23 protein-coding genes are annotated in these 20,893 nt (G+C 50.9%); 6 read left to right on the top strand and 17 right to left on the bottom strand.

Annotated elements, in window-relative coordinates; translation table 11 throughout:
• Positions 1-15: 15 nt before the first annotated feature.
• The 6 genes from MCG44_RS13805 to MCG44_RS13830 all read right to left on the bottom strand — a co-directional run bounded on the left by MCG44_RS13805 (position 16) and on the right by MCG44_RS13830 (position 4,325).
• A complete protein-coding gene (locus MCG44_RS13805) occupies positions 16-1,017 on the bottom strand; it encodes a Bug family tripartite tricarboxylate transporter substrate binding protein (RefSeq protein WP_240288788.1) in 1,002 nt (333 codons plus the stop codon).
• A gap of 42 nt (positions 1,018-1,059) precedes the next feature.
• The gene (locus tag MCG44_RS13810; protein WP_240288791.1) at positions 1,060-1,515 is read right to left on the bottom strand and encodes a hypothetical protein; all 456 of its coding nucleotides are present in this window, start codon (positions 1,513-1,515) and stop codon (positions 1,060-1,062) included.
• On the bottom strand, positions 1,512-2,627 hold the full coding sequence (locus MCG44_RS13815; RefSeq protein WP_263858403.1) for a mandelate racemase/muconate lactonizing enzyme family protein: 1,116 nt from the start codon (positions 2,625-2,627) through the stop codon (positions 1,512-1,514). Before MCG44_RS13815 ends, MCG44_RS13810 begins: the two co-directional genes overlap by 4 nt.
• Before the next feature lie 39 nt (positions 2,628-2,666).
• Positions 2,667-3,443: a FadR/GntR family transcriptional regulator gene (locus MCG44_RS13820; protein WP_240288794.1), complete on the bottom strand. Its 777-nt coding sequence runs from the start codon at positions 3,441-3,443 to the stop codon at positions 2,667-2,669.
• A 166-nt stretch (positions 3,444-3,609) separates the two neighbouring features.
• Entirely contained in the window at positions 3,610-3,804 is a 195-nt protein-coding gene (locus tag MCG44_RS13825; protein ID WP_240288796.1) for an XRE family transcriptional regulator, read from the bottom strand.
• A 359-nt stretch (positions 3,805-4,163) separates the two neighbouring features.
• Entirely contained in the window at positions 4,164-4,325 is a 162-nt protein-coding gene (locus MCG44_RS13830) for a hypothetical protein (protein WP_240288798.1), read from the bottom strand.
• 1,256 nt (positions 4,326-5,581) lie between these two features.
• On the opposite strand from MCG44_RS13830, the gene MCG44_RS13835 reads away from it, so the two are divergent.
• From MCG44_RS13835 to MCG44_RS13860, 6 genes are all read left to right on the top strand, one after another.
• Positions 5,582-5,752 (top strand): helix-turn-helix domain-containing protein, encoded by a 171-nt coding sequence (locus tag MCG44_RS13835; protein WP_240288800.1) that lies wholly within the window; start codon positions 5,582-5,584, stop codon positions 5,750-5,752.
• A 214-nt stretch (positions 5,753-5,966) separates the two neighbouring features.
• Entirely contained in the window at positions 5,967-7,988 is a 2,022-nt protein-coding gene (locus tag MCG44_RS13840; protein ID WP_240288802.1) for a sigma 54-interacting transcriptional regulator, read from the top strand.
• Positions 7,989-8,166: 178 nt separating this feature from the next.
• Positions 8,167-9,732, top strand: coding sequence for an AbgT family transporter (locus MCG44_RS13845; protein WP_240288804.1), 1,566 nt, complete (start codon positions 8,167-8,169; stop codon positions 9,730-9,732).
• A 38-nt stretch (positions 9,733-9,770) separates the two neighbouring features.
• Complete coding sequence (locus MCG44_RS13850) at positions 9,771-11,033, top strand: M20/M25/M40 family metallo-hydrolase (protein ID WP_240288806.1); 1,263 nt, start codon at positions 9,771-9,773, stop codon at positions 11,031-11,033.
• A 21-nt stretch (positions 11,034-11,054) separates the two neighbouring features.
• On the top strand, positions 11,055-12,341 hold the full coding sequence (locus MCG44_RS13855) for a serine dehydratase subunit alpha family protein (RefSeq protein ID WP_240288808.1): 1,287 nt from the start codon (positions 11,055-11,057) through the stop codon (positions 12,339-12,341).
• Between the two features lie 1,097 nt (positions 12,342-13,438).
• Positions 13,439-13,711 carry a hypothetical protein gene (locus MCG44_RS13860; RefSeq protein WP_240288934.1) on the top strand — a complete coding sequence of 91 codons (273 nt, stop codon included), beginning with the start codon at positions 13,439-13,441 and terminating at the stop codon, positions 13,709-13,711.
• Between the two features lie 421 nt (positions 13,712-14,132).
• Here MCG44_RS13860 and MCG44_RS13865 read toward each other — a convergent pair whose 3' ends face one another.
• The 11 genes from MCG44_RS13865 to MCG44_RS13915 form a co-directional block, all read right to left on the bottom strand.
• Positions 14,133-14,924: an S-layer homology domain-containing protein gene (locus MCG44_RS13865; protein ID WP_240288810.1), complete on the bottom strand. Its 792-nt coding sequence runs from the start codon at positions 14,922-14,924 to the stop codon at positions 14,133-14,135.
• 63 nt (positions 14,925-14,987) lie between these two features.
• Entirely contained in the window at positions 14,988-15,242 is a 255-nt protein-coding gene (locus MCG44_RS13870) for a hypothetical protein (RefSeq protein WP_240288812.1), read from the bottom strand.
• 196 nt (positions 15,243-15,438) lie between these two features.
• Complete coding sequence (locus tag MCG44_RS13875; protein ID WP_240288813.1) at positions 15,439-15,897, bottom strand: hypothetical protein; 459 nt, start codon at positions 15,895-15,897, stop codon at positions 15,439-15,441.
• On the bottom strand, positions 15,890-16,312 hold the full coding sequence (locus tag MCG44_RS13880; protein ID WP_240288814.1) for a hypothetical protein: 423 nt from the start codon (positions 16,310-16,312) through the stop codon (positions 15,890-15,892). Before MCG44_RS13880 ends, MCG44_RS13875 begins: the two co-directional genes overlap by 8 nt.
• Positions 16,313-16,464: 152 nt before the next feature.
• Positions 16,465-16,725, bottom strand: coding sequence for an ATP-binding protein (locus MCG44_RS15195; RefSeq protein WP_412531148.1), 261 nt, complete (start codon positions 16,723-16,725; stop codon positions 16,465-16,467).
• On the bottom strand, positions 16,658-16,966 hold the full coding sequence (locus tag MCG44_RS13890) for an ATP-binding protein (RefSeq protein WP_240288815.1): 309 nt from the start codon (positions 16,964-16,966) through the stop codon (positions 16,658-16,660). The genes MCG44_RS15195 and MCG44_RS13890 overlap by 68 nt, the downstream gene beginning before the upstream one ends.
• A 77-nt stretch (positions 16,967-17,043) precedes the next feature.
• Positions 17,044-17,922 carry a Mu transposase domain-containing protein gene (locus MCG44_RS13895; protein ID WP_240288816.1) on the bottom strand — a complete coding sequence of 293 codons (879 nt, stop codon included), beginning with the start codon at positions 17,920-17,922 and terminating at the stop codon, positions 17,044-17,046.
• Positions 17,906-18,577: a hypothetical protein gene (locus MCG44_RS13900; protein ID WP_240288817.1), complete on the bottom strand. Its 672-nt coding sequence runs from the start codon at positions 18,575-18,577 to the stop codon at positions 17,906-17,908. The genes MCG44_RS13895 and MCG44_RS13900 overlap by 17 nt, the downstream gene beginning before the upstream one ends.
• A gap of 144 nt (positions 18,578-18,721) precedes the next feature.
• Positions 18,722-18,892 carry a hypothetical protein gene (locus MCG44_RS13905; RefSeq protein WP_240288818.1) on the bottom strand — a complete coding sequence of 57 codons (171 nt, stop codon included), beginning with the start codon at positions 18,890-18,892 and terminating at the stop codon, positions 18,722-18,724.
• Positions 18,893-19,015: 123 nt separating this feature from the next.
• Positions 19,016-19,948 (bottom strand): ribokinase, encoded by a 933-nt coding sequence (locus MCG44_RS13910; protein WP_240288819.1) that lies wholly within the window; start codon positions 19,946-19,948, stop codon positions 19,016-19,018.
• Position 19,949: 1 nt separating this feature from the next.
• Positions 19,950-20,870 carry a glucosamine-6-phosphate isomerase gene (locus tag MCG44_RS13915; RefSeq protein ID WP_240288820.1) on the bottom strand — a complete coding sequence of 307 codons (921 nt, stop codon included), beginning with the start codon at positions 20,868-20,870 and terminating at the stop codon, positions 19,950-19,952.
• Between the last annotated feature and the right edge of the window lie 23 nt (positions 20,871-20,893).

Consider the following 20,893-nt stretch of genomic DNA (forward strand, 5'->3'; position numbering starts at 1 on the left):
GGTCCTCCCTGGTTGTCAACGGTTGAGGGCGTCGGGATTCTCCTCCAGAAGCTGTTGGATCATTTCATAATCTTGATCTAATCGCTGCTTGACCTGATCCTGATCCAGGAAGCGATAGATCTCACCCATGTTGGCCATACTCTCCTGGAACTCCTCGGCGGAAGAGACCTCCTGAATCTTCTGGGTGATGGCATCCTCGATCTCCTTGGGGGTGCCAGCAGGGGCAACGATCACCCGGTAAGTCTCCGTCGACACATCATAACCCAAGCTTTTCATGGTGGGAATATCAGGAATAGTGGGGATAGCCTCTCCGGCAAAGGTCGCCAGGGTGTTGATGCCCTGTCCCTCTACCTGGGCGACGTAGTTCTTATCCAGCACAGCACAGTCCACATGTCCGCCCATAATAGCGTTGAGGCTGTCTCCGCCACCATCCTGCATCACAGTGGTCAACTGGATACCAGCCGCCTGCTCAAACAGAGAGACCTCAGCCACATGGGTCTTGCCGGATACAGCTACAGTCAACTCGCCGGGATGTTCCTTGGCGTAGTCGATCATCTGCTGCAGATCAGTAAATCCGCTGTCTTTACTGGCCATAAGCACATTGGCTGTGGTATTAATAGCCCCCAAATAATCGAAGGACTCGTAATCGTAGGAAACATTTTCGCCGGTAAACAGCACCAGGATATGGTCCAGATTGGACAGAGCACCGATGGTGTAGCCATCCGGGTCAGCCCCAGACAGCTCAGTCAGGCCTACTTGGCTGAGGCCGCCAGGTTTATTGGCGATGAGGAAGGACTCGCCCCAGGACTTCTCCATGGAGGAAGCCAGCAGACGGCACAGAGTGTCCGTGCCTCCACCCGCAGCATAAGGAATGATGAATTGCACGCTCTTTTCCGGGTAGGATGTCGCGGCACTCCCGTCTTGGTTTTCTGAGTCGTTGCTCTTAGGGGTGTTAGCACAGCCGCCAAGCAACAAACTGGCCGAAAGAATAATCGCAAACAAGCTTCTCTTTTTCATAATAATACCTCCATTTTTCTAGTTAGTTTAACATTCTACGGGTTAATAAAAAATCCCGGTTGGGGTAGCCATCTTTAGCAGCAGGCCAAAGCAGACATAGGTCAGCGCTAGAAGAATGATGTCAAAAACCAGAGTGGATACCACAGTCTTGGGAGTGAATTCCTTCTGCACCAGAAGGGAAATCGCCACCAAAACCAAAAAGATGGTTGCGTAAAAGCCCAGACGGTCATAGCTGAAATAAGATGCCAATAAAACCAACAAAGCCAGCCACTCCCGACCAGTCAGCAGGGCCTTGTGAACATCAAGGAAATCTCCCTTTCCAAACACATGCACAGCCTGAATCGCTGCCGCAGAAATGGACACCGCCAAAATAACAGAGGGGAAAATCCGGCTTTCGGACACAGTAATGATGGAGAGCTGCCAGACCAGAATGGCGCAGAATACCAGCATCCCCAACAGAAGATAGAACTCCGCATTGGACCATACATTCTTTTTCATACCGAATCCCCCTTGTAGGTTGTCCATCGCCCGTCCCGGAAGCACGTTCCATAACGAGCCAAGGCCTGTTCCGACAAGTCCAGCCCGATTCCCGGGTTATCAAGGAAGTAGTAGCGTCCCTTTCGAATCTGCTCGGCAGGCTCACACAAAAGCTCCCGCTGCTCCACAGCACCATAAGGGTACTCCATGGGCGCCCCAGAACCGATCAAAGCAGAGAGATGGGCGCTGTGGGCAGTGGCAATAATGCCGTTGGGGTTATGTAAAGTCATCTTGAAGTTCAGGCTCTCCAACACGGGAATGAGGGCCCGCACCGCGTCTGGACCACCGATGTACTTCACATCGGGCATGAGAATCTCATAACACCCAGAGTTAGCCAATGTCATCATGGCCTTGGGGCACAGGGAGTCCTCCCCTGCAGCCCAGCGGACAGTGGGAAAGCTCGCTCTTGCCCGCTTCATAGAAGCAAAATCGTCAGCGGGCACCGGATCCTCCATCCAGTATGGGATACCCCATCGCCGGGTGATGGCCTCTACGGCCCGTTCCAGGGTATACCCTTGGAATCGCTGGTGACAGTCGATGGCAATCTGAGCAAATGGCACTGCCTCGGCTAGGGCTTGGATGCGGTCCATTGCCGGCCCCATGTTCGGGTCCATTTGGGTGGGAATCACCTCATCAAAGGGGGTACACTTCACCATGGAGAACCCCTCAGCCAAGGCAGCCGCGCCATTGCGTTGCAATGAATCGGGAGATCGGTCCCCCCATAGGGCCTTATTCAGGTTGGCATAGAGGGGGATGGAATCTACCCCGTCCGCTCCATAAAGCTTGTACAGGGGAACGTTATAATACCGGGCGGTCAAATCCCACAGGGCCTGGTTCAGTCCACTTAGAGCAGTGGAGACGGTGCGTATGGTCCGCACTACTGGATAGCGCCAGTTTTCCAACAGAGAACAGCAATCCTTGATTGCTAGTAAATTCTTCCCCGATAAGGACTCAGTAAGGTCGGACAATAAACTGGCCACGGCGCTGTCGTCGCAGCTACCGGTAATCTCACCCCAGCCAGACAGGCCGTCCTGGCTCTGAAGTCGTACCAAAAGCCACTGATCCCGGAGCATCGCTACCCTTATGATGTCAAGTCGTTTAAGTTTCAGGGCCTATTCCTCCTTAAATAGATTCTTAAAGCGTTCCAGGTTGTACTCAAATGTTCCTTCAATAATCCGCTTTGTCTTTTCTGCATCACGCTCCAAAATTGCCTGATAAATATTTGAGTGGTTTTGAATCGCCCGTTGGAAGTTCCCGCCAGAGGCGTCCGCCATCTCCCGAAAGTATTTCAGCAACTCGGTCTTGCATCCCCTCATCACTGTAGCAAACAAAGGGTTGTGAGAGCCCTTAATCATGGCCATATGGAACTCAAAGTCCGCCTCTACATACTTGCGGGCATCCGAACCACTGGCAACCATATGATCCAGGGCGGTTTTCAGCGCCTCAAAATCCTGGGACTGACCATGTTGGCACATCAACTCCACACTGGTAAATTCAATCGCCCGCCGTAGCTCCATAACATACCGGTACTCGTTGCTGGTAATGTTCATCTTTTCTATAGAAAATGAAATCATGTTTTCGCCAATATGATTGGAGCTGACGAAGGACCCCTTTCCCGGCTTGGTAACTACCAGGTTTTGCGCCTGAAGCTTTTGGATGGCGGTTCGAATGCTAATGCGGCTGACATGAAACTGCTCACAAAGTTTGTTTTCTGAAGGGAGCTTATCCCCCACCTTCCACTCCTTTTCAGTAATTTTGTTGAGCAGAATGTTATACACTTCATCGGTCAATAGCTTACTGTTCATGTGTTCTCCCTCAGAAACTGTTAATACCTGTATTACAGGTTTTATATGTTTATTATAGCATCCAGGCTTTTTATTGTCAATCATTAGTTTTCACCCAAATACATCTCCATCTCCATTTAAACAGCCCCGGTACCACAGGTGGAGAATGTTCCCCTGACCACGAAAAAAGTCTGCTGACAGGCAAGCTACTCCCCATTGTCCTAATATTCGTTGGTCCCAGTACCTGTAATTACCCCGTTGTAGGGATGTTCTAGACCTCCGCTATTCTGAACATGGTTTTCATAGAGACTCCGAAAATACATGTCGGGTTTTCAATTTTGGCAACAAATGGCCATGACTCTCCAATCTCATCGGCAAATGCTTCCCGTGCCAAACTGCGCAGTTTCCAGTAATATTGAACCTTCAGGACAAATCTAATGTACCGCTTTTGATATTTTGTTTCCATAGCATACCTCTTTCACTAAAGGAGGTATCCTTTATAGAGGAAATATATTAATATTTTTAGTGTATACTCTGAGTACAGGCGGATTACAAAATTAACATCCAGTCTGCGCGGTTTACTTCCGGGAAAGTAATACAACCCTCGAAAAACCAGAAGTTAATTTTACAAACATTACTCGATCTGAGATTTATTCTTACAAAGGGAATTGAAATATTTCTGACCGATGTTTTAGCATATATATGAACCGGACACTCAGCGAAGAGATAGGCATGCGAAGCGGAGATCGAAGCGTTTTTGCAAATCTTGCCAGAGTAACTTCCACCTCTAGATACAGATATATTCCGAATGGCGGCAGCCTAGTTTTACTTCTTGAGCAGATGGGGTGTCAGGTTAATATCGTTGGCGAGGATCTCCTGAATGCCGAGGGAAGACAAAGCGGATTCTCCATATAAGAAGCTGAACAGCCGGCGTACAGATTGGCTGTTCAGCTTTTTTCTTGTATAGGAGTTAATGTGACTCATCATAAACAGAATATCCCTCTTCCGCAGATGGTCAAAGGATATGCCCTTCGGGATGATACAGAAAATAAATTTATGTGTAACCTCACAGCTACTCTTTTGTCCGGAATGCTGCGGATTGCAGTAGAAAACTCTGCTCGTACTTCACCAAATTCGGTATATGCAATAGCCACGGAATCAGTAAACTTACTGTTCCTGTCAGTCAATATGATTTGGAATAGGCGGCAATACTGTTCATGTTCAAGGGCTTTATATAACCACTCAAAAACCTCTGCAGCAAACCGTGCAGTGTTCCGTTCTCTCAGGAGTGCCAGCATGAGTTTGGAACTGCGGAAAAATACCGTATCGATCTACACGAAGGGGATATCTGGATTGATTGTTGTGTGCTCAAAAAAATCTTCCTAGGTTCTTCCGAGATAGCACTGTTTATCTACCCATACAGACGTTTTCTTCCTGCGCACCTTGAGCGCACCTTTCTGGGCAAATCAATATCCCCAAGGAACAGGAGACCTGTGTCCATATAATTGTAGATAGTTGTCTCGTCCAGCATGATCTCATGTGTATTATCTACTCAGATCTGGCTAAACTCTGCCAGTGTTACCGCAAGCCCCGCCGGGATGTGCCGCGGGCATTTTCGTATGCCTTCCAGGCAAATTTGGCTTCATAAAGATGACGTTCCAATTTGCAAGTTTGACGCTGCTCGCATCCATCACAGATATACGGAGTCTTATTCAGTTTTTCGCATTTCTCCTACTGAAAGTTCTAGCATATTTCAATGTACTTAGCTTTGTAACAGGAACTGCAGGACTTCCCATAGGCAAATCGGCAAGAGTTGCATAAATCGCTGTAGTGTTTGCAATCTTTGCGGACAATACATGGATTATATTCTCCTGCTTGTTTAAGTTTAGTATACATACGAACTTCCTTGGATATTGTGGTCCTGGTCCTTGCTCCGCTCCGTTGCAATGACAGGAAATCTTTTTCGTTCTCTGAGACCAACTTCAATGACGATTTGGTCACTAAAGGTTACATGTGTATTTTTGGCTATGGTTTTCTCCGTTTCTCGACGCCGCCATACAGGGAAAGTGAAGGAACTCTGCCTCTTAAGCCCCGGGGTTTATCGCTTTTATTTCCGGAAAAGCAGCAAAAAAGCAGCATCCGTTAAAGATGCTGCTTTCCCGCACACCCTATGTGCTGTTCAGGTCGCTCCTCAGCGTTGCCCTATCCCGCACATAGATAAGCATTTTTATTATAATTTGCTGTTGGAGTCAATTCAAGCGCTGCGGAAACTCCTGATTGATAAGAATGCAAAGAAAAAGGACCTGCGTCTGTCCAACGGTATGTCCACCAATGCCCTCACCAAGCCGGGCCGTAACGAGCATATCAGCACAGAGATCTTCACCAAGATCTGTGAGATGCTAGACCGGGGGTAGTGTATCTGTGGTCCGATATTGGGTGAGTGGCTGTGCATCCTGGGCTGTCAGGTCTCTGTATGGCATCGTGACATAGGCCTTGCCCGTGTACAGGACCTTTGGGGCTGCCACCTGGACTTTACTTTTATCTTCCTGTAGGATATGATATTTTTATTCGAATACATCGTTGCGGCTGTTTTGTGCAGCAGAGATATCCAGACTGGAGGCTCATACTGTGAAAAAACTGCTCCTTGTGGTCAAACATGAGCAAGAGATGCTACGATTTCAAAATACGTTGGAGAACTACTTCCTGGGGACTATCCACATAGAGGCTATCTGCGAAGATACGGTAGTCCCCGGCGTCATTTATAGCACAGACGTGCTTCTCACCTACTCTGACTTGGTCCACGCACCGGTGTGCCGGTCAGTCCGCTATGAGAGTTATATCCCTCTTACCGTCACCCTGACACGCAGTACATATCCGGCTATCATGCAGATCCCCAAAGACGAACTGCTGGTGCTGTTGGATGACGACGAGGATAGTGCCCGGCAGATCACGGTGCTGATCCACCAGCTCTTCCGCGGTGATCTTCGCTTTCTGTCGCTCAATAATTGCCGGACGGCCCCTACTGCGCTGGCATTCCGGGGGGATGACTGGTTCATCCCTATGATGGAAGATACGAGAACAGATCTTGTTCTATTGGATGAGAAGGTCATTGACCGCTCCTCTCTGTTGGATATCATCCATCGTTTGGATATGGATGCAGATCTGTACCGCGGTAAGGACATGATCCATGCCCGCCGCACCTTCCCTGCGGTAAACAGCTTCAATTCCCTATTTCAAGAGCATACCCGCTCTGAGGACCGGATGTCCATGATATTCGACCATATGACCAACGGAGCCATCACATTCTGTCGTCACGGCATCGTATTCGATTGCAGTGCTAAGGTCCAGTCTATCCTCCATATGAGCCGGGAGGAACTTTTGCGCTGCAATGTGACCCAGTTGCTGCCGCTTTCGCTGAATGAACTGGTGAACGGCCAGGTAAGTGAAAAAGTTATTGAATTTGACGGCAGTGACTATATCCTTACTATCATCCCAGCCGACAGTGAAAAGGACCGATATGGTCTGCTGATGATGAATAATTTCGATGTAGAACAGCGCCGCTTCATCCGGCATCGCAAGGTCATTGTGGAAAAACGAAACACTGCTAAGTATGACTTGCAGGATTTGGTAGGCACCAGCCAAAGATTAGCCATTTGCAAACGGACTGCCCTCCAGATTGCGAAGTCTGATGGAGCTGCGTTGCTACTGGGTGAGAGCGGTACCGGCAAGGAACTTTTCGCCCACATCATCCATCGCCACTCTCCCCGGCGGGACGGTCCCTTTTTGGCTGTAAACTGTGCGGCATTTTCTCCATCACTGCTGGAGAGCGAACTGTTCGGCTATGAATCCGGCGCATTTACCGGAGCCGCCAAGGGAGGCAAAGCCGGATTGTTCGAAGCTGCCCACAACGGGACCGTCTTTCTGGATGAGATTGGGGAGATGCCGGTACAACTGCAAACACGTCTGCTGCGTGTTCTTCAGGAACATGAGGTCATCCGGGTGGGAGGCCATAACACCACCGATGTGGATGTGCGGATCATCGCTGCGACCAATCAGGATCTGCACCGGGCGGTGGCGGAGGGTAGATTCCGCAAAGACCTTTATTACCGCCTCAGCGTCCTGCCCTTATATATCCCGCCGCTTCGCGACCGGCGCGAGGATATCCCGGAGCTGTTCCGTTTTTTTATGGAGCAACGACAGGTCGAATTTGCGCTCTCCCCTGCTCTACGCAGTTTTTTCCTCACATATCCCTGGCCGGGAAATATACGGGAATTGCGCAATCTTGTGGAATATTTCTCGGTTCTTGGCAAATCCGTCGTGGGGACAGAGGATCTTCCGTGCAGCTGTGCGCCGGTACCTGTCCCAATCCCGGAAGAGCCTATGCCTGTACCGCAGCCGGCTACACAGGGGCAGACGGAAACAGCGCTTGCCATATTGCTGGATCATTATCGCAACGGCTACCGCATCGGGCGGGTAGAGTTTGCCAAACAGATGACACAGCGGGGCTATTTTATGGGAGAGCAACAGGCGCGAGCCATACTAAAAAAGTTGGAGCAGCAAGGCCTTGTCACGATTTTGCGTGGCCGTGGAGGTACGGTCCTTACAGAGGCAGGCTTGCTTCGTGCCACCTCTGCGGATGTGCTGGTTTAATCGGCTATTAGCAGTACAGCAAATACAATTTATACATTTTTGGGCCAGGCCATTTATAGTGTGCGTACAAAAAGCCGGGGAAAAGGTGGACTTTTCCCCGGCTTTTTGTTGGCACGAATTTTGCTTTATATTTTTGTAGAGACATTGTCTCGGTGAGAAATAAAAGGAGGAATCTGTTATGAGCAACACCGCGCAAAAGCCAAAAGCAAAAGGCATGGATCGATTTTTCGACTTTATCGAGCGAACAGGAAATAAGCTTCCTACGCCGTTCATGCTGTTTGTCTATCTGACCATCGCAACTGCTGCATTGTCTGCAATTTTGTCCTATATGGGCGTATCTGTGACCTATATGGCCGCCGGAAAGGACGGCGTTCTGGCAGAGACTACGGTCGCAGTCAAAAATCTCTTCAGCAGTGATGTGCTATACGCTACGATGAAGGGATTCGTGTCCAACTATGTTTCTTTCGCACCATTGGGCATCATCATCGTGATGATGTTCGGCATTGCGCTGATTGACTATACCGGTCTAGTCCGCACACTGGTTAAAAAGACCTTACTGGGTGCGCCCACCGTCTTGATAACCTTTGCGCTTGCCTTCGTGGGTGCCAACGCCAGTATCGCTTCCAATGCGGGCTGGATGCTGGCGATGGTATTGGGCGGCACGATCTTCGGAGCTATCGGTCGTAATCCTCTGGCTGGCGTCATCATCGGCAACGCTGGTTTTGCTGGCGGATTTTGCGCCAATCTGCTGGTCACCGGATCTGATGCCATGCTAGCCGGGATCACCCAAGGCGTAGCACAGGGCGCCGGGATCCCTCATGAAGGGATCCATCCACTGATCAACTGGTATTTTCTGATGATCTCCACGGTCACGGTGGCATTTGTGATCGTCCTGGTGGCCAAGCGGTTTACCTTTACCCGCTTGGATCAGATGTATGGCATTGCCAAGATGGATGTGGCCGACGAAGATAAGACCGTCAGTGCTGCTGAGATGCGGGGATTGAAGTTCGCGGGGATTGCCTGCGTCATTTTTATCTTGATCCTGCTATGCCTCACAGTTCCGGAACATAGCTTTTTCCGCAGTCCTGAGGGCAAGATTCTTCCCTCTTCCCCCTTCATGGATTCTTTGATGTTCCTGCTATTTGCCTTCTTCACCACCGTAGGCATCGCATATGGCATTGGCGCCGGAGTCATCAAATCTGAAAAGGACATTTCTCTAATCATGGCCAAGGGCGTGAACAGCGTGGCCAGCTTCCTGGTCGTATCCCTGTCTGCATCCTTGTTCATCAAGCTCTTCAACACCAGCAATATCACAACCATCATTGCGGTCAACGGCGCTGAACTGCTGAAAAAGCTCCATCTGGGCGGCATCCCACTGGCAGTTCTGTTTATCATCCTGGTGGCGATTGCAAACCTTTTCCTGGTCAGTGGTTCAGCTAAGTGGATGATCTTCGCTCCTATTTTTGTTCCTATGTTCTTTGAGGTCGGGTTCTCTCCGGCACTGACCCAGATGGCTTACCGCATTGGCGACTCCGTTACGAATATCATCTCTCCCCTGTCCACCTTCATCCCAGTGGTGCTTGGTATCATGGAGCAGTACAACCCCAAGAAGGAACCTATCAAGATGGGCACATATATCTCGTTGATGCTCCCCTATTCTGTTGCGATCTTCTTTACATATACTATCCAGCTGATCATCTGGATGATCTTCAAGCTACCTCTTGGCCCCGGTGCCGGTATTTGACCTTGTTTGATTCTGTATTCTTAAGGAGGAATTTTATTATGGGTTGCGAAAGAAAGAGTTTGGTCTCCGAAAAAGTATGGGCACTGTATGATACGCTGCTCCATGATGATGCGGTAAAAAAGGCACTCCAATATTTGGAGGACACAGAGCCTGAGACGATTGCCCATCAAGTCCGTTTGTGTGAAACGCCGGCACCCTCGTTCTCAGAAAAGGCACGGGCAGATTACCTTGCCGACCAGTTGGAGAAAGCAGGGATGGAAAATGTCTATTTGGATGAGGTATGGAATGTTTACTCTCAGTGGCCGGGCAGCCAAGGGAAAGCAACGCTGTATGCCTGTGCACATATGGACACCGTGTTCGATGGCATTAATGAGATCCATGCTGAACTGCGTGAGGACGGGAAGTACTATGCGCCGGGCATCGCTGACAACGCCCGGGGCATGGCCGCAATCATTGCCATTGCCAATGCCCTCCACCACGCAGGCCTGCGCACCGTTCATAACCTAAAGCTATGCGGCAGCGTCTGCGAGGAATGCAACGGTAATATGCGGGGTAGCAAGACCATGTTCGCCAATCATCGCGATATCGACGGCTTCCTGGCCGTGGACGGTGCGGGACTGAAGATGATCTATCAGGGGCTGGGTGGCAACCGCTATCGTGTCACCTTCCACGGTCCCGGTGGACATAGTTATATGCACTTCGGAACGCCGAACGCCATCCATGCCATGGGGCGGGCAATCGCCAAGATCGATGATATCCAAGTGCCTGACCGGCCAAAGACCACCTTTGCCGTTGGCGTGGTAGAAGGGGGCACTGCCATCACGGCCATCGCCTCTGAGGCTACCATGTTTGTTGATCTGCGCTCGGAGGATAGTGCGGAGATGAAAAAGCTAGAGCAGGGCTTCCAGCAGGCAGTAGACGCAGCCGTCCAGGAAGAGAACCGGCGTTGGAACACCGATACTATCTCAGCGGAGGTGGAAATGATTGGAGACACACCCAGTGGGACTCAGTCCATCCACTCCGTCATGGTGCAAGCGGCTCTTGGTGCGACCTACTCTCTGGGACAAACTCCTGATCTCTGGGACGTGGCCGGCGGCACAGACGCCAATGTGCCGCTGAGTTTGGGGATCCCTGCTATCCATATGAGTGCGGGAGGATTTGCCATGTGCGGACATTCCGTCAATGAATGGTTCGATCCCACTAACTCCCACTATGGCCCGCAAAGCATCCTGTTGGCGATCTTGGCTCTGGCTGGTGTGGAAGGGCTGAGTGAACCGCTACTGTCCCTGGAAAAGAATTAACAGAAAAGAGGAGACTGTTTTATGACAGATCAAGCGATCCTGGATATCCTTCTGGCTGAAGTGAAGCCCGCTCTGGGCTGTACCGGCCCCATTTCTGTGGCCTTTGCAGCTGCCGCTGCCAAGGATGCGGTGGGTGGTACCCCGCTCCAGGTCCGGGTCCTGATGGACAAGGACACCTATAAAAACTCTATCGCAGTCGTTACACCGGGCACTCCGTTCATGGGCGTCCTCAAGCCGGCTGTCACCGGAGCGATGTACGGCGACTCTTCCCTGGGTTTGGAGGTCCTCAAGACCATGAAGGATTTTGATCAAGAGAAAGTGGAGCGCTTTGCCAAGGAGTGTGCCACAGTCGAGATCAAATGGGACTACGAGGGGATGGGTGTCTACATCGAGGCGTACGTCACCACTGAAAACGGAATTGGCCATGCTGTTGTGGCAAAATCTCACGCCAACGTGGTCCTGCTAGAAGCCAATGAGCAACTTCTCAAAAAAGACGAGTTCTATTTTCAAGATGCGCATACCTTTGAGACAAAGGCACCGATCCGTGCGTTCAAAATCCGTGATTTTTATCGATTTGCCAAACAGGTGGATCGTGAGGATATCTCCTTCTTAGACGAGGCGTTACGCATCAATCGTGCGTTGTCCGAGGCGGGCCTGAAGGGCAAGCTAGGTGCTGGCATCGGAGCTGCTATCCAAACGCTTCCTGGAGATCCGATCTATCTCCGGGCCAAGGTCCTAGCGGCTGCCGCTTCTGATGCACGTATGTCTGGCGAAAATCTCTCTGCCATGAGCTGTGCCAGTAGCGGGAATGTAGGGATCACAGCATCCGTGCCTCTCATCCCGATTGCGGAAGCCTTTGGCTGCTCCCATGAGACTCTCCTCCGTGCAGTGGCACTCAGCTACCTCATGACAATATACATCAAGAGCCATATCGGCCGCCTGTCTGCTATGTGTGCCTGTGCCATTGCGGCCAGCATCGGCATCGGTTGCGGCGTATCCTTCCTGCTGGATGATGACTATGATAAGATCGAGATGACGATCAAAAATATCGTAGGCAGCATTGGTGGCGTGCTGTGTGATGGTGCCAAGTTTGGCTGCGCTATGAAGCTGTCCACAGCGGTAGGTGTCGCCATCGAGTCTGCCAGAATGGCCAGCATCGGAGCGGCGATCCCGGATGGCGACGGCATCGTTTGCTATAGTGCCGATGATACGCTGGCCATGCTGGGCCGCATAGCATCCAATGGCATGCTAGACGCGGATGCCTATATGTGCAAGGAGATCATTGAACGCGAGCAGCACAGGGAGTGACCCTTCTTTTGGAGGTGCGGACCCCTGCAAGCTCAAAAAGAACACTGGGATAGTAATCGCTATCTCAGTGTTCTTTCATATCCGTCGGAAGAGATATAACGACCTGCCTGTAGGGGTAGCTTTCCTGGGCGCTCATTTGTGACACATTTTCGCATTGTTGCAGGCGATTCTTTGCACTATGCCAGATACGGGCTCATCTGTCAGTGTTTTGGATGATGGCCGCTATGAGATACCCAAGGCGGTGAAGGAATCCTATCGTTGGTTGCTATTCCATAATTTCGGCATTGACACAGAACATCCGTTTTCTTAAAATAAAAGCACAATTTAAACAGCCGCAGCAATGCTGCACCGAGCACAGAGGTACACTGACAGCCAGTCAGCGTCGAATGAAAAGTCTCCACCGAATCGCCGGGCGCATGAGAAACATACGAAACAAGGCAGGTCTCTGCCGAGTATCGTACCGTTCCCATATGCCCGGGTTTTATTTTTCTCAGAATCCTGTTTGTCAGCCCTTTGGGCAACAAGAAGTTGTCCAATCGTCAGGCAGAGAGCTCCCGCAAAATAAGAACTAAAATTCTGCAGAGAAGAAAGCAAGAAGAGGTAACTTGGGTGACAAATTAATCTGCAAAAGCTACGAGGAGTTGCCCCAGGGCGGCTTGATCATAGGCTGGATGTGATATCCCTAGGAATTACTACGCTGAAAACAATAGAGGCCCCCACGACGGAAATTGCGATGGTGTTGACAATGAGTGCGCCTATCCTCTCAAATAATAACATTCTGATAACTCTGCTCATTTCCCCTAGCCTCTCTCCGCTTCTGGGATATTTTGTGCAACTTCAAAAGAGGATATCTCATGGCAAAACAACGAGTCAACGGCGAAGGGAACATCGGAAAACGTAAGGATGGCCGCTGAGGGGGGAACACCGCTGAATACGACAACAAGGCCGACCAGCGGATCATCGAGAATGTACTGGGCAGGACTCAGGCCGAAGTCAACAAAGCAGCAACTGAATACACAGCAGCCACCTAGCTGCGGACGTGGTATAAGCTCTACGCCAAGCCAAACATCCGCACCGCCACCGCCAACCGCTATGAGCTGATGGCCGAGAAATATACCATTCCTCGCATCGGGATTGTCAAGCTGAAAAAGCTGACCACCCGGCACCTGCAAAAGCTCTACAAGGAGTTATTAGAAAGCGGCAGAATCCAAATTGGAAAGAGCCAGAGCAAAGGACTCAGCACTACCACAGTCCACAGCGTCCACCTGATGCTCCACGTCGCTCTGGGCCGGGCGGTGAAGGAGCGATTCATCCCCCGCAATCCCTGCAAGGACTGCATCGTCCCAAAGCCCCGGAAGCTGGATATATGACAGTTCTTTCCCCAAAGCAGATGGGGGCCTATCTGGAAGCCGCACAGCGGCGGGAGCTGCTCCCCAGATTTGAACTGGGGACCTCATCCCTACCAAAAAACCTTCGGCGCTCTTGAGACGTACCCATTCATACCTCATCATACGGGGAAGTGCCTGCGCCGCAATGGATTGCTGGTCGGGTACTTCCCGACTTGTGTTTTCCCATATTAAGCTGGTTCAATGTGTTTTAGGGGAGCTGTTGGAAGATTTGTTGGAAACCCGAAAGCGAGATATTCATGGAAAACCGCGCGGCAGAAATCAAGAAGATGATATCGCATAAACATATAATAGTGAAAGTAAGACCTTTGCAACATTCTGGAACTATATCAACACAGGCGAATGTTATTCGATTGCATCGACCACTGGATGTTCCTCGTTCATGTCAAGTAGAGATACTGTATTTGCTCCATGCCGCCATATCCCGGAACATAAAGGTCACGATCTGGCCCCGGGTGCAGACGGCGTTGGGACCGAAGGTGGTGGCAGAGGTACCGGCGGTGATGTTGTTCTCGGCAGCCCACTCCACGGCGTCGGCATAGAAGGTATCCTCGTCCATATCCGTGAAGGGCCGGGGCGTTTTATAGCCGATGGCATACTTGGAGAAGTGCCGGATGGTAAAGATCACTCTCCCGGTGCGGGTGTCGTACATGGTTTCGCAGTGGGTGATGTTGCCGTCATCGTCCAGGAACCAGACCACCACACCGACGGGGTCCTGATCCACGGGCAGGTCGTAGGGCAGGGACACAGTAGTGACGACTTCCTCAAAGTCGGTGATAAACCTGCGATAGTCAGGTCGAACACTGGGGCGTCGCCCACGGCCTCCTGCTGGCGGCTGTTCAGGGTCGCCAACGTCCACCGGCTCCATAGCGCTGGTGACATTGCCCCAGCCTGGCCCGCCACGGCGGCCAGAGCCTCCGGGGGACAGGGTGACTTCGCCGTACCGCAGCGATACGGTCAGGCTGTTGTCGTTGCCGGCGGCGCTCTCCAGGCCAGCTGCGAGGAGGGATGTGGAGGCCCTGGTACCTGCGTCAATGGAGATAGCCTCGCCCTGGTCGGCCCGGTCCACGGCATTGTTCATCTGGGAGGCGGACACGGTGCCGCCACTGACCCCCGCGCTGCCGGAGGAGCTGGAGCCGGAGGAGCCGCCAGATGCAATCATTGCTGCCGGAGCCATAATCCAGCGTGGCCGTTCAGGTCGATGGCCACCTTTTGGGGAATTGTTTCCGTGGTGGTCACATCATCCAGCAAGGTAATAACAGCCTGCCCGTTTCCTGCGGCAGTAAAAGCCGCGTCCGGCCAGGAAATCTGTGGGCTTTGTGTTCTCGGCCACCACTTCGTTCCCGGTAATGCTCAGGTTTTGAACCGTTCCTACCTGGTTAATGTCTCCTAACACGTCCACAAATTGAAGTGTTTGACTGTTCCCAGAGTGGTTTGTCAAAGTGTCGTTTTGAATGGCAACATTTTTCGCACCCTTGCCTTGAATATAAATCACACACCAAGTGTCACTATTTGTTTATGGAACTATAAAATGACAATTCTCAATACAAAATAATGAGAAACCTTCGTTTTGCAGGGACGGATATTATCTGCCCGCATGATACTATCCATAGTCTAGCATCCAGTAGCGGGGGAGTCCATAATTTGTTTGATTTCCAGTCGCCCTGTGCTTCCCGCCCAGACGGCTACCGCTATGCCATCATTGCGTTATACTTTTCCGTAACCGGGCTCCAGGGAAATGCTAAGTCGATCCAATAGGACATCTGTCCGGTATAAATCTGTAAAACCCGCAGATATTCAGCCAGCTCCTCCAAGGTCTCCGCATCCTTGGCGGCAAATGCGAATCTCAAAAAGATTGTGTGCATGTCATTCATGGCATAGTAATTCAAATAGCGATAGCCGTAAAAGCACAACTGCTCCACCGCCAGGTCCTTCAGTGTGTCCAAGTCACCTTGTCCACTCTTCGCTATGGCCTGCATTGTATTGAGAAAATAGGTAACGTTGTTGGTATCCCCCATAGCAAAGATCACCGCAGTAAAGTTGCGGCCAATCTCCTTGTTGTGGGCTAGTATACGCCGGATATCTAAAGGCTGCTCCATATGAGCAGTTTCACAACGGATTTTCATCTCTGTCAGCAGCATCTTATCCATGTGCAGACACCCCCTCATCGTCCGCCTCCACAACCTCCACAGTTACAATACTGCCTGGCTGAGCCCACATTTTTCGCCCCTCCACGGCAAAGCGTTTTGTCTCCTCTGGACACATTTTAGCAAAACGGTTACCGGTATTCAGCGCAATCATATCGTCATAGAACAGGCATATGACCTGCCTAATCCCCCAAAAAATGATATCTCCCGGAGTGCTGAACACAGGATTTTCCAATTCATCTGCGAAACAGGACGGCGGCGCACGGAATACTGCCTCGTTATCACAGACCTTTGCTGACAGCCAAATAGACTGAAATGGACAGGCCGCCTCGATGGCGGCGCAAGTCTTGGGTGCCTTGTCTATTTCCATGTCGGCATAAAACACCTTTCCACCAAAAGAAAGTTTCAGCTTTTTCATTTCCATCCCTCCCGATAAATAATTTTTCTCAGACTCTCTTCAAAATTCATTTTTATCACTCCATACAGCCGAGTTCTTTCTGTTTTTGTCAAGAAAAAAGTTATGCGCAAGAAACACCTGTAAGGCTTGAGTGTGGGCAGGTGCAAAAGGAACTATTTCATGCTCCAGTGCGAACCTTTATATGCCCATTTTAGTTTTGCTTTCCGCAGAATCCCGAGAAACGCATTGAGCGTTCCTTTATTATTTCGCTCCAGTAGAAGGTTTGCCAGAGAGTCGGCGGTGAAGAACCGCACATGGCTGTCCTGCTGGCAGGCCGTTAGGGCAATGGCTGTGGCCAGGTGGGTCTTACCTGTCCCCACGGAACCCAGAAAAATCAGGTTCTCTTTGCTTTTCAGAAAATCCAGTCCCACCATGTATTCCTGGGTCAATCCGCTGTTTAATGTTCCGGTTCCAGACAAAATCCTCCAGTGTCTTAATGACCTGGAAGCCGGCGGTCTTTACCATCCGGTTGATCCGGTTCGTTTCCCGTTCCCGCAGTTCCAGCAGTTCTTTCACATACTGCTCCGGATCACCATAGTAGGAGATGCTCCGCCACTCCTTCGCCAAACCGCCCAGTTTCAATGTCCGCATATACTGCTCAATCTGCTCAGTCATGACCCATATCCCCCGTCAGGCCATCGTAGGCGGTGAGGTTTGGGTTATAGCGCAAAGCCGGCTCGGTGTTCGGAATTTCAATGGCAATGGTTCCGGCCTGAATTAGCGCCTGGAGAGCATGTAATAACACTGCCGGATGCTGTCCGGGTCAGTCCTACCGTTTTAGCGGCCAATGAGATCGCGTCCTCACAAAACTCCGCGTTCCCGTCTCTCACAATTTCATCTAACAGCCGCAGCGCGTCTTTTCGCTCCCGACCTCTGAATTGGGCCAGCAGGTCCCGCCATAACTTGGGGATTTGTTGGAAGAAACGGGTATGCTCCACCGCGCCTGGCTTTTTCAGCAAGGTGCCAATGTACTGTTTCCAGTCATAGATTTCTTTCTCTTTTCCGTAACTTCTAGAGTAATTGCCCACCGGCTGGTGGTCGTGGTAAAACTCGATGTGGCCAAAGAAAAGCTTTGTCTGGACGATTCTTCCCGCCAAGACCGGAGGCAGCCCATAGCGGTTGGTATCAATCACCGCAAATCCGTATTTGTTTACGCTCACCGCTTCATACTGGAAGATAGAGAACAGATGCTCCGGCAGTTTCAGCAAGCTGTTTTCGTCCGCTACCCATAACTCTTGAATAGGCAGCTTATATTTGTAGTGGAGCCGCTGGGCATCCTTCTCGCACCACTCCCACAGCCACTGGTTAAATTCTTCAAACAAGGTTATTGTAGGAACGGGAACAAACTCGTTCCTACGGCTGTACCCCACCTTGTTCTCTACATTCCCTTTCTCATTTCCAGAAGTCGAGTTGCAGAAGTCCGCTTGGAACCGGTAGTGTAACATGAACCGGCGGAATCCATCGGTCAGCACACGCCCGGTCCCCTCCAGCACCTGGGTCACCGCCGTGAACAGGTTGTCGAACTTCAGGCGGGGCGGCACTGCGCCAATGTGTTCAAAGATCCTCTGCAATCCTGTCAGAAGATATTCCTAGTTCTGAGATGGGAAAAACTGTGTGTAACCCCTGTTTGACCGGGAAAACGACACCGTCAGCGCGTAGTCTTTTTGTTTCTGGCCTTTGCCATCGTAGTAAATGCTCTCTCCAAAGTCTACCTGCCCATTCCTGGCCGGATGTGGCAAAGGCAGGTATCTCTCTACCGCCAGCTTCATCACCAGCTTCTTCCCTACATACCGTTTCACGCTGGAGCAGCTGCCTGGGGTACCCCTTTTCATCCCGCAGCCTGGCATAGATCCGCGTCGCTGTATGCGGCTGTTTCCGTGGGATCTTTCGATCCGCCTCCATCCACTCGTCTATCACTGGAATATACGCCTGAAGAGCCGGATAGTTTTCCGCTTCCAGATTGGGCAGTTCTTCCTCATTCCAATTTTCCTTGTAGGAATATTTCTGGACGATCTGGAAACTCAGCCCCGTCCGCCGGGCAATTTCCCGCAAACTTACCTCTTCATTTTCGTATAGATCTTTGATATACTGTTGTTGAGCCATTCTCATCACCTTTCTGCTACCTCTTTTAGTCCTCGGCAAACTAAAGGTAGCTGTTTTTTCAGGTGCTGACAATGGCTCTTTTTCTTTGCTATCCACTTCGCTTAACTTTTCGTGACTTTTCACTCTACTTTTATTTTACCGAAAACAGACTTCTTTCCGCATCTGCTCTATTTGTTGGACGCTCATGGGGCGGTATACGCTGTTGTCCGCGGCATCGGAGCTTTCGCTATACATAAACTTACAATTTTTGGATAGCACATTGTTAAATCAACTTCTGACTGGCAGATTATATATCATTCCCGCTTCCAGCGGCAGGACCTGAATCTTGGTGGTATCGTCCATACCCTCCGGTGCCAGTAGCCGGCAGGCTTTGCCGCTGATTAGCGCAAACTGCTGATCGGTGATGTATTGAATCTCCAGGCAGGAAATCTCTTCCACAGAGTTGGCCTCACGCCAGTTCTTAATACTGATCAGTCACTTCCCGTTGTTATAAATCTCGCTGATGCCCTCGTCGGTATGCTCAAAGACTTCAATCAATCCTTTCATATGTTCGCAGTTCTTTCATTTCATGTGCTGAGATATAAAGCCCTGTACTTCCTCCAGCATTGGGTATGAGAGCAAAGTCCCCCCCCGCGTGGTGGTGTAGGAGGCATACGCCCCTGCCCATTTGCAGGCATCTTCAATGTCCTTGCCCCAGATCAGATTAACGATTACGGCGGACAGGAATGCATCCCCCGCCCCGGAGGTGTCCACACAGTCCACTTTCACTGGGGAGACCTCCCAAAAGCGATCTCCCCGCAAACCAATACTGCCATTCTCCCCCAGGGTAATGATAACACATCCGCAGCCCAACTTATCTCTGGCCTGTTGGGCCAGCCGCTTTATGGGAAGTTCCTTCCAGGAGGACAGTCCGCAGACAATTGCCGCCTCGGTCTCGTTGATGATAAGGTAATCGGCGCAGTCCAGTTTCCCTACCGGCTCCAAAGGAATCGGACTGAGATTTACAATTGTGGTCATCCCACAATTCTTTGCTTTCCTCAGACCGGCCAGCACCAGCTCTTCCCGAATCTCAAAGCCTCCGTAGAAATAACTTGCAGGCTGGAGACGCTCGATTTCCCGCTCCACTTCCTGAACCGTCAATGCCCGGCTGGAGGATTCTCCGCAAACAATCAGATTATTCCCACCCTTTTCTACGATACGGATACCCTGGCCCGTCATGACCTCATCCGTCCGGAGCAGGCCGCTGGTATCTACCCCGGCTTCACGCATCCACTTTTCGCCTCGGTCCCCCGCCGGGTCCTTTCCGGCCTTACCCACAAAAGCCGGATGAACACCCAAGCGCGCCATGGCCACACAGGCGTTGGGACCCTTTCCCGCGTCAATACTAGGCTGCCAATTGTACCCCTTGATGGTATCACCGGGACGGGGGAGCCGATCCACCTGACAAGACTGTCCGCCGCCCAGGTTGTTTAGCACAATTACATCCACAGCCATATCAATCTCTCCCCATATTCTCATTGGACAAAATAATCTCATCATAGGACAGTGGGTGATCCGCGCTTTTTCTGTCGCAGCAGAAAATAACCTCCGGCACATATTTGGGGAACAGCGTAATGGGATATTCCAGCGTTGGTTCACTGAACATAGCCACACGAATCACCGTAGGTTTCAGCTTTCCGGTGGCCACCATCGCCACACACCGTCTTGCCGTCAGTAGGGTTTTAAAGCCCAGCGTAATCATAAAGGGGTCAATCACATCATACAGGCCCCCGTAGGTCCGCACGCTCTTCAAGATGATACTGTCCAAATTTTTTACGGTGATCCGGGTCTTAGAACTCGCATACTGCTCCAGCGTCAGATTATAGAAGGGGTTTTCGGGAAACTCGTTGGCCCCCACCAATCCGTGAAAGCCCACGCCAATCCAGGCGGTATCAATACCGCCTAGTTCCTCGCACAGACGGTCCGGGTAGTCCATATCCTCCACTCTGGGCCAGATACGCTGCACTTCAGGCACGTTCAACTCTGGGTCGATTTTTCCATAGAACCGGGCCAGCATCCGACCCTCGCAACTTTTGGGATTATTTTCCTTCGGATAAGGACGGCACTCCCAGTCCAGAATCTCGTCAATATGGAACACATACAGATTTTTCAGGCTGATTCGCTCCTCATTGACACGCCTGATAAATGTTTTATACTGATCCTCCGGTCCGGAGGGCAGGACCCACTTCGTAATCTTTCCGGCAACGTTGTTCGCAATAAGCTCATCCGCCATCATGTTGCCTACTAGTTCTGCGACTTGCGGTCTGGTGTCCTGCAGAATCAGTTTGATTTTACTGTCCGGGTGGCCTTCCAGTTGGTCCAGTGGAATACTGCACCACTTCTCCTTTTCCTCCCTGGATATCCGGTATTCGTACATATTGCTCCTCCATTTCTTGAATG

The sequence above is a fragment of the Lawsonibacter sp. OA9 genome (assembly GCF_022440585.1).

Bases quoted from the DNA above. Each gene is read 5' to 3' on its own strand.
- MCG44_RS13810 (WP_240288791.1), bottom strand. From the start codon at position 1,515: ATGAAAAAGAATGTATGGTCCAATGCGGAGTTCTATCTTCTGTTGGGG.
- MCG44_RS13850 (WP_240288806.1), top strand. From the start codon at position 9,771: ATGGGTTGCGAAAGAAAGAGTTTGGTCTCCGAAAAAGTATGGGCACTG.
- MCG44_RS13820 (WP_240288794.1), bottom strand. From the start codon at position 3,443: ATGATTGACAATAAAAAGCCTGGATGCTATAATAAACATATAAAACCT.
- MCG44_RS13805 (WP_240288788.1), bottom strand. From the start codon at position 1,017: ATGAAAAAGAGAAGCTTGTTTGCGATTATTCTTTCGGCCAGTTTGTTG.
- MCG44_RS13910 (WP_240288819.1), bottom strand. From the start codon at position 19,948: ATGGCTGTGGATGTAATTGTGCTAAACAACCTGGGCGGCGGACAGTCT.
- MCG44_RS13825 (WP_240288796.1), bottom strand. From the start codon at position 3,804: ATGGAAACAAAATATCAAAAGCGGTACATTAGATTTGTCCTGAAGGTT.
- MCG44_RS13815 (WP_263858403.1), bottom strand. From the start codon at position 2,627: ATGCTCCGGGATCAGTGGCTTTTGGTACGACTTCAGAGCCAGGACGGC.
- MCG44_RS13915 (WP_240288820.1), bottom strand. From the start codon at position 20,870: ATGTACGAATACCGGATATCCAGGGAGGAAAAGGAGAAGTGGTGCAGT.
- MCG44_RS13845 (WP_240288804.1), top strand. From the start codon at position 8,167: ATGAGCAACACCGCGCAAAAGCCAAAAGCAAAAGGCATGGATCGATTT.
- MCG44_RS13880 (WP_240288814.1), bottom strand. From the start codon at position 16,312: ATGAAAAAGCTGAAACTTTCTTTTGGTGGAAAGGTGTTTTATGCCGAC.
- MCG44_RS13875 (WP_240288813.1), bottom strand. From the start codon at position 15,897: ATGGATAAGATGCTGCTGACAGAGATGAAAATCCGTTGTGAAACTGCT.
- MCG44_RS13890 (WP_240288815.1), bottom strand. From the start codon at position 16,966: ATGACTGAGCAGATTGAGCAGTATATGCGGACATTGAAACTGGGCGGT.
- MCG44_RS15195 (WP_412531148.1), bottom strand. From the start codon at position 16,725: ATGGTGGGACTGGATTTTCTGAAAAGCAAAGAGAACCTGATTTTTCTG.
- MCG44_RS13855 (WP_240288808.1), top strand. From the start codon at position 11,055: ATGACAGATCAAGCGATCCTGGATATCCTTCTGGCTGAAGTGAAGCCC.
- MCG44_RS13830 (WP_240288798.1), bottom strand. From the start codon at position 4,325: ATGATGAGTCACATTAACTCCTATACAAGAAAAAAGCTGAACAGCCAA.
- MCG44_RS13865 (WP_240288810.1), bottom strand. From the start codon at position 14,924: ATGGCTCCGGCAGCAATGATTGCATCTGGCGGCTCCTCCGGCTCCAGC.